A 604-nucleotide genomic window follows, 5' to 3' on the forward strand; every position below is an offset into this window, starting at 1 on the left:
TAGAGACACTTGTTAAACTGACAAACTATGAGATTGATGTACGAGAACAAAATATGATTCATTCTATGGTGAAAATGGGCGCATTTCCTCATAGAAAGGAGGTTGATGAGTTTGATTTCGAATTCCAGCCGAGTATTAATAAACAACAAATCTTAGATTTTATTTCTCTACGTTTCTTAGAGCAACAAGAAAACATAGTATTTTTAGGACCTAGTGGTGTTGGTAAGACCCATTTGGCCACGTCTATTGGTATAGCAGCAGCTAAAAAGCGAACAAGTACTTATTTTATTAAATGTCATGATTTACTTCAAAATTTAAAACGTGCCAAGATTGAGAATCGCCTAGAATCTCGTTTAAAGCACTATACAAAATACAAATTACTTATTATTGATGAAATTGGGTACTTGCCTATTGATCCGGAGGATGCAAAATTATTCTTTCAATTAATCGATATGCGTTATGAAAAGCGTAGTACCATCCTAACGACCAATATCAACTTCAAGTCTTGGGACGAAGTATTCCAGGACCCTAAACTCGCCAATGCCATACTAGATCGTGTCTTACATCATGCCACGGTGGTCAGTATTGTAGGACAATCCTATCG

1 protein-coding gene is annotated in these 604 nt (G+C 36.1%); it reads left to right on the plus strand.

Translation table 11 applies throughout. The annotated features are described in order from the left end of the window. On the plus strand, window positions 1–604 hold a 604-nt coding region (istB, locus tag ACCC84_RS23875; protein WP_371902435.1), incomplete at both ends, for an IS21-like element IS232 family helper ATPase IstB.

Origin of the sequence: Serratia odorifera (assembly GCF_041448735.1) — a bacterium.
Classification (GTDB): Bacteria; Pseudomonadota; Gammaproteobacteria; order Enterobacterales; family Enterobacteriaceae; genus Serratia_F; species Serratia_F odorifera.